Genomic DNA, 9690 nt, shown 5'->3' with positions numbered 1-9690 from the left:
CCCTCCCCACCCTGGGCCGAGATCAGCAGCTGGCCAGGCCGGCCGGCGAGGGCGGCGCGCTCCGCATGCTCGAGCAGGTCCGCCTTGTTGAGGACTTCGAGCACCGGAACACGGCCATCATCGAGGCCGAGGGAGGAAAGGATGGCGTGGACATCCGCGGCCTGGGCTTCGCTGTCGGGATGGGCGATGTCGCGGACATGGACGATGAGGTCGGCTTGCGTCACTTCCTCAAGAGTCGCGCGGAAGGCAGCGACGAGCTCGGTGGGCAAGTCAGAAACAAAGCCGACTGTATCTGAGAGAATGGCAGTGCCAGCACCGGGGAGCTCAAGCCGCCGCATGGTGGGATCAAGCGTTGCAAACAGCAGATCGGCAGCAAGAACACGGGCGCCCGTCAGCCGGTTGAAGAGCGTCGACTTGCCCGCGTTGGTGTAACCGACGAGCGCAATGACCGGTACTGGCGCCTTGCGGCGACGCGCGCGGTGGAGGCCGCGGGTGCGGCGCACCTCTTCGAGCTCGCGGCGGATGCGTGCGATGCGGTCGCGCAGCTGGCGCCGGTCGGCCTCGATCTGGGTTTCGCCGGGACCGCCGAGGAAGCCGAAACCGCCGCGCTGCCGCTCGAGGTGGGTCCAGCTGCGGACCAGCCGGCCGGCCTGATATTCAAGGTGGGCGAGTTCGACCTGGAGCCGGCCTTCGGCGGTTGCGGCCCGCGCACCGAAGATCTCGAGGATGAGGCTGGTGCGGTCGATCACCTTGGCAGCCAGCGCCGTTTCGAGATTCTTCTGCTGGATTGGCGTGATTCGGGAATCGATGACGACCACTTCCGCACCATGGGCAGCAACGAGGCCGGCGATCCGCTCGACCTGGCCCCTGCCGAGGAGAAGGCTGGGGCTTTGCGCGCGCATGGGAAGGACGAGGGCTTCCCGGATATCAAGACGGATGGCAGCGGCAAGGCCCACGATTTCCTCAAGCCGGGCTGCAGGCGCGCGCCTTGCGCCTGGCCGGGCCGGGCCAGCAGAGAGACGGCCGCTAGCCGGGTGGACGATGATCGCAGGCGCACCGAAGCTGGTGCCGCGGTCAGAATCAAAGCCGCGCAGCGTGCGGTGGCGGCCCTCGACGGGCACGCGTGCTCGCGACTGGTCAATCCTCGTCGTCGTCGGACTTCTCCGGCTCGAACAGTTGGATCGGGACGGCAGGCATGACAGTCGAGATCGCGTGCTTGTAGACGAGTTGCGAATGGCCGTCACGGCGGAGCAGAACCGAGAAATTGTCGAACCAGGTGACCACGCCCTGCAGCTTGACGCCATTGATGAGAAACATCGTCACTGGCACCTTCTGCTTGCGAATGGCATTCAGGAAGACATCCTGGAGATTGTTGGCGCGGTCCGCCATGCGCGTGGTCCTTCATTGTTGGCACAGGAATAGCGCCTGTGCGTTGCCAACTTAGGGCGCAGCCCAAAAGGAGACAACCGGGGACCCCTCAGGGCTCGGCCCGATCGCTCTCTGTTGTATCCGCAGAGTCGGTGAGGCCAAGGGCCTTGAGCTTGCGGTGCAGCGCCGAGCGCTCCATCCCGATGAAGGCGGCTGTGCGGGAGATATTGCCAGAGAAGCGACGGATCTGGACCTTGAGATATTCGCGCTCGAAGGCCTCGCGGGCCTCGCGTAAGGGTGTGGACATGATGGACCGCGCTGCCTCGCCGGGGACCAGACGGGCCGGCTCGGCTGTAATCTCGGGCGGAAGCATGGAAAGATCGATTCGGTCGGCTGCCTGCACTGGCGCCAGGATGAGGGTGCGCTCGATGACGTTGCGGAGCTGGCGGACATTGCCGGGCCAGCTGTAGGCCTGGAGGGCCGCAATCGCATCTTCTGCAAGCGTGGGCTGCCGGATCCGCCGTTCGGCAGCCAGGCGGGCGAGGAAATATTCCGCAAGTGGCGGCACATCCTCGCGCCGCTCGGCCAGCGGTGGCAGCCGCACGGGGACCACGTTCAGCCGATAGAAGAGGTCCTCGCGGAACCGGCCCTCGGCAATCTCGCGGGCAAGATCGCGCGCTGTCGCCGAGACCACGCGGACATCAACACGGATCGGCCGCGCCCCGCCGACGCGCTGGAAGCTCTGGTCAGTGAGGACGCGCAGGATCTTGGCCTGGGTGGTTGCCGGCATGTCGGCGACCTCATCGATGAAGAGGGTGCCGCCATCGGCCATTTCAAGAAGGCCGGTGCGCACCAGCGCCCCGCCCTCTTCCCGGCCGAACAGCTCCTCTTCCATCCGCTCTGGGGCCATGCTGGCCGCCGCCACCACCACGAACGGGCGCTGGCTTCGTGGCGACCAGTGATGGAGAAGGCGGGCTGCCGTTTCCTTGCCACTGCCAGCCGGACCACTGATGAGGACACGACTGCCTGTGGCAGCGACCCGGCGGATCGTTGCCCGCACGGCGTTGATGGCCTGACTGACGCCCGTCAGTTCAGTGTCAAGCGCTGCGATCTGCCGCAGTTCGGCAAGCTCGCGGCGCAGCCGCTCGGTCTCCGTCGCTCGCGCCACGGCCTGGAGCAGGGTGTCAGCCTGGAACGGTTTTTCAAGAAAGTCCCAGGCGCCACGCTTGATGGCGGCAACGGCAGTATCAAGATTGCCATGGCCGGAGATGATGAGAACCGGAAGCGAGGGGTCAAGCTGCTTTACGTCTTCCAGGATCTCAAGCCCATCCCGGCGCGAACCCTGGAGCCAAATGTCGAGGACGATGAGCGAAGGCCGCCGCTCGATGAGGGCTGCCATGGCCTCGTCACTGTTGGCAGCAAGCCGCGGACGATAGCCTTCATCTTCAAGCACGCCAGCAATGAGGCTGCGGATGTCGGCCTCGTCATCCACCACCAGCACATCAAGCGACATCAGCGGGCAACCCTCCCTGCGCGATTGCGGACCGGCGTTGCACTGGCATCCGCCGTGGCACCTGGTCGCGCCTCGGCAGCAAGCGCGGCAAGATCGAATTCCATCCGCGCAACGGCACCAGGCCGGCCGGGAGAACCGCCTTTGCCCGGCAGCAGCTCGAGATGGCCATGATGGTCCTCGACAATCCGCTTGACAATGGCGAGGCCAAGCCCGGTGCCGCGGCGGCGGGTCGTCACATAAGGCTCGAACAGCCGGTCCCGAAGCGACTCCGGCACACCACAGCCCGTATCAGCGATGGAAACAATCGTGCGGCCGTCACAGGATTCGACGCTCACCCGGATTTCATCAGGATCAGAGCTGGCAGGACTGCTGCTGGCGCCAATGGCTTCGATTGCGTTCTTGAGCAGATTGGTGAAGGCTTGGCCAAGCTGGCGGCGGTCGCAGACCATCATCTCGGCGCCGGGTGCGACGTCAAGCCGGAAGCGGATATGGGGGGCTGCCACTTCGGCAAGGAAAATGGCCTGGCGGGCGATCTCCGCCAGGTCTTCGACCCGGAAGGTGGGGCCCGGCATCCGGGCGAAGGATGAAAATTCATCGACCATCCGCCGGAGATCCTCGACCTGGCGGATGATGGTGGCAGTCAGGTCATCGAAGGTCTGGCGGCCGTCGGTTACCTGGGCGGCAAACCGGCGCTGCAGCCGTTCGGCGGAGAGCACGATCGGGGTCAGCGGATTCTTGATCTCATGGGCAATGCGGCGGGCAACGTCAGACCAGGCAGCGCGGCGCTGGTCTGCAACCTGCTGGGTGATGTCATCGAAGGTCAAGACATAGCCCTTGCCTTCGCCGGGGTCGGCCGTGAGCCGCACGGCAAAGGTGCGCGTCTGGCCGCCAATGCCAAGGGTCACCTCCGTGTCGACAGTGCCGTCGCTACGAGCCTGCTCGACCAGGGCTTCGAAATCGGGGACGGCCTCTGCGAGCGGGCGGCCGACCAGATCCGCGCGGTCAAGAAGGTGCATCGCCGACCGGTTGGCAAGCCGGATCCGGCCGTCGGGGTCGATCGCAAGCACGCCTGCCGACACACCGGAGAGGATGGCCTCGAGGATGCGGCGGCGGGCTTCGGCATCTTCGGTTGCGGCCCTGAGCGCCGTCTGCTGGACCTTGATCTGCCCAGTCATGCGGTTGAAGGCGCGGGCCAGCATCTGGATTTCCTCGCCACCGCCTTCAGGTGCCACGCGCGCGTCGAAATCGCCCTCACCGATCCGTTCGGCGGCTTCCGCCATGCGCGACAGCGGCGCGACCATGCGCGTTGCCAGCCACAGCGCAAGCCAGATCGCAATCGCAACGATGAGCAGCGAGACAAACAGGAGGATGAGGTTGAACCGCCACTGGAGGATGCGGCTGCGCTCGGTCAGTGCATGATAGTCTGAAAGTGCTGACTGCGTGCGGGCCACCTGCTCCAGAACACGCGCTTCCACCTTGCGGCTGACATAGACGAAGCGCGATGACTGGCTCGGGATCCGCACGACAGCCTCGACACGATCGCCGGCCGTGCCGATGACTTCCGTGCGCCCCGACTGGATTGCGGCGATGTCGAGGCCGCGGATCCGCTCAAGGGCCGGCCGGCCAGCAAAAGTGGTTGCAGCAAGGATGCGGGGGCTTCCGTCCGCCAGTTCAAACACGACGGCTTCTGACAAGTTGCGTGCTGCCACTTGAAAGGCAAGTCCTTCCGAAAAGCGGGCCGAGGGTAGGCCGAACTCGCTTGCATAGCCACCAAGGTCGCCTGCCATGGCGACGATATCATCCAGAATGCGCGCCTTGTTTTCCTCGACATAGGCCCGGGCGACTTGGTCGGCATTTTCGAGCACCGTGCGGGCACGCTCGGAAAACCAGAACTGGACCCCGAACTGGAACAGCAGCGAGGCGAAGACGACGACGAGCACGGTGGGCACCGCTGCGAGCGCTGCGAACAGCGAGACCAGGCGGACGTGGAGCTGCGCGCCAGCAATGCCGGCCCGGCGGTTGGCAAGCAGGAGCGCGAACCGGCGCGCCATCAAGACCAGAAGGGCGATAAGCGGCACCAGATTGATGACGAGGAGGCCAGTGACGACCGGGGGCGGTAGGCCGGTCGCGGGAACCTGACCGCGCGTCAACAGGATGTAGGAGCCAAGCCCGATCGCCAGCACCAGCACGGCAAGGCCAAGTTCGATTGCAGCAACCCGGCGCGGATTGTCGAACAGGCGAAACGCGTTCAGCCAGGCGCGAGGTCGGTTGCGCTCGCTCGCGTCCAGTGCAGCCGGCACTGCGGCCGAAGTGGCATGGGAAGAGGAGGCATCCACGCTGACACCCTAGCAAAGCTGCGTGGCCGTTGGAACACATAGTGTGCAAGAAACCGTTGCACGCTGGCGACAAGCGGCAGCGCTGCGGTCAGCTCCGTCCTGGCCGGGGCTCGACGCCGCGGACGTGGAGCAGTTTTCTGAGCGTGTTGCGGTTGATCCCGAGCAACCGCGCAGCACGCAGCTGGTTGCCGCCGGTCAGTGCGAGCGCGGTTTCAAGGAGCGGGCGCTCGAACTCGGCGAGAAGGCGATCATAAAGGCCTTCTTTTGGCAGCTCGGAGGAATTGCTGATATGGGTCTCGAGCCACTGGGCGATGACATCCTCGAGCCGCTGGCTGCCGATGCGGTCGCCAGCTGGAGGGAGCGATGGCGAATCGGCATCGCTGCTGCGGTCGAGCACCGGGTCGAGGTGGAGGGCGCAACTGGCAGCCGTGATCACATCATCCCGGGCAAGGGCTGCGATCCGCCGCATCGCATTCTCAAGCTCGCGGACATTGCCTGGCCAGGGGCGCGACTGCAGCCAGACGAGTGCAGAAGGGTCCAGGCTGCGCGCTGGCAGCCCCTCGCGGGCGGCGGCCGCGAGGAAATGGTGGGCGAGTTCGGGGATGTCTTCCGTGCGGGCGCGCAAGGGGGGCAGGCGCACAGGCACGACGTTGAGGCGGTAGTAGAGGTCCTCGCGGAACAGGCCGGCCTCGATGAGCCGGCGCAGATCCTTGTGGGTGGCAGCGACAATCCGCACGTCTGCACGAAGGGTGCGCGTGCCGCCAACAGTCGTGAACTCGCCCGACTGGAGCACGCGGAGCAGGCGGGTCTGGGCATCGGCGGGCATGTCGCCGATCTCGTCTAGGAACAGGGTGCCCCCCTGGGCCTGCTCGAAGCGGCCGATGGCGCGGCTCTGGGCACCAGTGAAGGCGCCGCGCTCGTGGCCGAAGAGCTCGGTTTCGATAAGCTCCCGCGGGATTGCCGCCATATTGATGGCAACGAACGGGCCCGAGCGCCGCGGCCCGAGATCGTGGAGCGCCCGGGCGACCAGTTCCTTCCCCGTGCCGGATTCGCCGAGCACCATGACCGTCAAGTCGGTAGGCACGACTCGGGCGATGGTGCGATAGACCTCCTGCATGGCCGGGGAGCGGCCGATCATGGGAAGCTGCTCCGCCGTGACCGGTGGCCGGGGGGGGTGCGGCGCACTTCGCCTGCGGCCCTCGAGCGCGCTGCGGACCGCGCGCGCGAGCTCGTTCAAGTCGAAGGGCTTGGGCAGATAGTCGAACGCGCCCTTCTCGGTGGCCTTGACGGCTGTTGAGAGCGTGTTCTGTGCGCTCATGACGATGACGGGCAGATCTGGCCTGCGCTCAGCGACCAGCGGCAGGAGATCAAGACCGTCGGCGTCGGGGAGGAGGACGTCGGTGACCATCACATCGCCGACGCCTTCGTCGACCAGCTTCCAGAGCCCGGCGGCGGAATCTGCCGTGCGGACGCTCAGGCCAGCGCGGACCAGGGCCTGGCGGACGACCGTGCGGATCCCGGCATCATCATCGACGACGATGACGGTTCCCGTGGGTGCAGCCGCTGTGGCCATGATCAAGCCCCGGCCGGTTCGGCAACCGGCGCAGCGGTTGGTGCAGCGTTTGGCGTGCTGACGACGGGAAGGCGGACTCGAAAGTAGGTGCGCCCGTGGCGGCGATCAAACTCGACGACGCCGCCGTGATCGCTCACCACCTTGGCAACCAGCGCCAGGCCAAGCCCGGAGCCGCCGCGCTTGCTGGTGACAAAGGGTTCGAACAGATGCTCGGCAACATGGGCTGGGGGTCCCTCCCCTTCGTCGATAACAGCGATTTCGAGCGGGAGCGAGACTCGTGCCGAGGCACCCGCTGGCCGGACGCGAATTCCCGTCCGGTAGGCTGTCTTCAGGGTGATGGTGCCGCCCGGGGGCGAGGCCTCGACAGCGTTCTTGACGAGGTTGAGCATCGCCTGGATGAGCGCATCGCGATCGCCAAGGACGGGCGGGAGCGACGGATCATAGGTCTCAGCGAAGACATGGTCGCGGCCGAAACCAGTCTCCGCCAGCCGGCGGACATGGGAGAGGATGGCATGGATATTCTCTGGGACCAGGCGGCGCGGCCGCTCGTCAGTGAAGCCTTCCATGCGGTCGATAAGGGCGCGGACGCGGTCGACTTCAGAAACGATGAGATCGGCGAGTTCGCGCGTGCCCTGGTCATCGGTATCCTGGAGAAGCTGGGCAGCACCGCGGATGCCAGAGAGCGGGTTCTTGATTTCATGGGCAAGCATGGCGGCAGCTCCGACTACCGTGCGCGCCGCTGCCGACTGGCCGAGCTGCCGGTCGACAAGGGCAGTGACGGCGCGCGGCTGGAAGGAGACTGTGAGCCAGCGCTCGGGCAACTGGACCTGCCCGACCAGGAGATCGCAGGCAAGCTCACGCCCGCTTGCGAACGCAACCGGCACATCATAGGCTTGGACGCCCTGGCCAGTGCGGCGGGCCTCGTCGATCAAGGCGACCACCGGGCTGCCAGAAGCGAACAGGGCCCGCCAGCCGCGCTCGACGAGATGAGGCTGGGACTGGTTCAGAAAGGCTTCCGCACTCGCATTGGCAAGCAGCACTTCGCCTTCGCCGTCGAGCACGAGGGTTGGCGCTGGCAGCGCGTTCAAAAGCTCGATTGCCGAGGGGGGATTTGCGACACCCGCCATGCTCAGGCAGCCAGCGCGAGCGCTTCGCAGCGGGGGTGTTCGCAAAGGCGCGCGAAGAATTGCTGAAGCGCTGCGATGACTTCAGCCGGATCCCCCATCTGGTTAATGCGGTTGCGGAACTCGGCCGAGCCCGGGAGGCCGCGCGTGTACCAGCCAAGATGCTTGCGGGCGATGCCGACGCCTGCCTCGCACCCATAGTGGGCGAGCATGGCCTCATAATGGCCAAGAATGAGCTCAAGAAGGCCAGCAAGATCGGGCGCGTGGCGGCAGGGCGTGCCGGCAAGATCTGCCATGATGTCGGCAAGGAGCCAGGGCCGGCCATAAGCGCCGCGGCCGACCATCACGCCATCTGCACCCGATGCAGCGAGTGCCGCACGGGCATCTTCAGCCGAGCTGATGTCACCATTGACGATGACGGGAACCGAGACCGCGGCCTTGACCCGGGCGACGAACGCCCAGTCGGCAGAACCTGCATACATCTGGTTGCGGGTGCGGCCGTGGACGGTGATCATCTGCACGCCAAGATCCTCGGCGATGCGGGCAAGCTCGGGGGCGTTCAGGCTGTCATGGCACCAGCCCATGCGCATCTTGAGGGTGACCGGGATGTCCACGGCCCGAACCGTTGCGGCAATGATCTGCGCTGCCAGCTTCAAATCCCGCATGAGGTGGGAGCCGGCATGGCCGTTGACGACTTTTTTCACCGGACAGCCCATGTTGATGTCGATGATGGCAGCACCCCGATCGGCGTTGAGCCGGGCAGCTTCGGCCATGACGGCGGGCTCGCAACCCGCAAGCTGCATGGAAACTGGCGTTTCGCTTGGATCCCATTCCGCCTTGGCAAGCGACTGGCGGGTTTCCCGCACCATCGCTTCGGATGCGATCATCTCGCTGACCGTCAAGCCGGCACCAAAGCGTTTGACGAGGGTGCGGAAAGGCCGGTCGGTCACGCCCGTCATGGGAGCGAGGATGACGGGTGCGCCAATTGCCACAGGTCCGACCATGAGCGGGCCTGGGCGCACGGACGTCGGAGGGGATGGCGTGGATGTCACTGCTCTGCCCAAAAAACAGGCAAGGCAATAGGGTGTTTCGGGGTTCCCGACAAGCCTTGCCGGGACTATGGGAGCAGCCATGGAAGCGCGGCCTGGAAGAGCGGCGCCCAAGCGGATCGCGGCGCTGGTGGTGGCTGCCGGCCGGGGCGAGCGCGCGGGTGGCGAAGTGCCCAAGCAGTATCGCCCGCTCCTGGGCCGGCCAATGCTCGCGCATGCGCTCAAGGCCTTTCTGGACCATCCGGCCGTGACTTCGGTCCAGCTCGTGATTGCCCCTGGGGAAAGGGACCGGGCCAGCCAGGCGCTGGCTGGCCTCGATGTGGCGCGGATAGCCATGGCCGATGGCGGTGCGACCCGGCAGCAGTCGGTCCTGGCCGGGCTTGAAGCGCTTGCATGCGCAGGCGGCGCCGAGCTTGTTCTAATCCATGATGCCGCGCGGCCGTTTGTGCCAGCAGCAGTCATCGACCGCGTGATTGCAGCACTTGGTGAGGTGCCGGGGGCCTGCCCTGCCCTACCGCTCGTTGACAGCCTGCGCACGGGAGATAGGCTTGTGGATGGCGAAGTCGACCGGTCCCGCCTGCATCGCGTGCAGACTCCCCAGGGCTTTCACTTCGCGCCCATTCTTGCAGCGCATCGGGTGGCGGCTGAAACTGGCCTTGCGGCCACCGACGATGTGGCAGTGGCACGCGCAGCGGGGCTTGACGTCGCGCTCGTCCATGGGGACGAG

The 9690-nt window shown here is 66.1% G+C and carries 7 protein-coding genes and 1 pseudogene; 1 reads left to right on the top strand and 7 read right to left on the bottom strand.

The genetic code is table 11. The features are described from left to right. The 7 genes and pseudogenes from hflX to dusB all read right to left on the bottom strand — a co-directional run. The coding region (gene hflX, locus ACWIQA_RS02550) for a GTPase HflX (RefSeq protein WP_448581498.1) at positions 1–1121 on the bottom strand (1121 nt) is incomplete at its 3' end. 28 nt (positions 1122–1149) lie between these two features. Then, positions 1150–1389: pseudogene (hfq, locus tag ACWIQA_RS02545) on the bottom strand (RNA chaperone Hfq); the annotation flags it as partial. Between the two features lie 88 nt (positions 1390–1477). Beyond that, a complete protein-coding gene (gene ntrX / locus ACWIQA_RS02540) occupies positions 1478–2881 on the bottom strand; it encodes a nitrogen assimilation response regulator NtrX (protein WP_448581497.1) in 1404 nt (467 codons plus the stop codon). After that, positions 2881–5217 (bottom strand): sensor histidine kinase, encoded by a 2337-nt coding sequence (locus ACWIQA_RS02535; RefSeq protein WP_448581496.1) that lies wholly within the window; start codon positions 5215–5217, stop codon positions 2881–2883. Before ACWIQA_RS02535 ends, ntrX begins: the two co-directional genes overlap by 1 nt. Positions 5218–5305: 88 nt before the next feature. Further along, positions 5306–6790 (bottom strand): nitrogen regulation protein NR(I), encoded by a 1485-nt coding sequence (gene ntrC / locus ACWIQA_RS02530; protein WP_448581495.1) that lies wholly within the window; start codon positions 6788–6790, stop codon positions 5306–5308. Between the two features lie 2 nt (positions 6791–6792). Beyond that, positions 6793–7917, bottom strand: a complete 1125-nt coding sequence (locus tag ACWIQA_RS02525; protein WP_448581494.1) for a two-component system sensor histidine kinase NtrB — start codon at positions 7915–7917, stop codon at positions 6793–6795. Between the two features lie 2 nt (positions 7918–7919). Further along, a complete protein-coding gene (dusB, locus tag ACWIQA_RS02520) occupies positions 7920–8918 on the bottom strand; it encodes a tRNA dihydrouridine synthase DusB (protein WP_448581493.1) in 999 nt (332 codons plus the stop codon). Positions 8919–9045: 127 nt separating this feature from the next. Between dusB and ispD the strand changes: the two genes are divergently transcribed. After that, positions 9046–9690 (top strand): 2-C-methyl-D-erythritol 4-phosphate cytidylyltransferase (gene ispD, locus ACWIQA_RS02515; protein WP_448581492.1); only part of this gene is annotated, 645 nt, incomplete at its 3' end.

It is taken from the genome of Thermaurantiacus sp., from assembly GCF_053487655.1.
This window is presented reverse-complemented; position numbering and strand designations above follow the sequence as displayed.

What these genes read in the sequence shown, in the direction of transcription:
- ntrX (WP_448581497.1), bottom strand. Translation starts at nt 2,881, where the DNA reads ATGTCGCTTGATGTGCTGGTGGTGGATGACGAGGCCGACATCCGCAGC.
- ntrC (WP_448581495.1), bottom strand. Translation starts at nt 6,790, where the DNA reads ATGGCCACAGCGGCTGCACCCACGGGAACCGTCATCGTCGTCGATGAT.
- ACWIQA_RS02525 (WP_448581494.1), bottom strand. Translation starts at nt 7,917, where the DNA reads ATGGCGGGTGTCGCAAATCCCCCCTCGGCAATCGAGCTTTTGAACGCG.
- dusB (WP_448581493.1), bottom strand. Translation starts at nt 8,918, where the DNA reads ATGGTCGGACCTGTGGCAATTGGCGCACCCGTCATCCTCGCTCCCATG.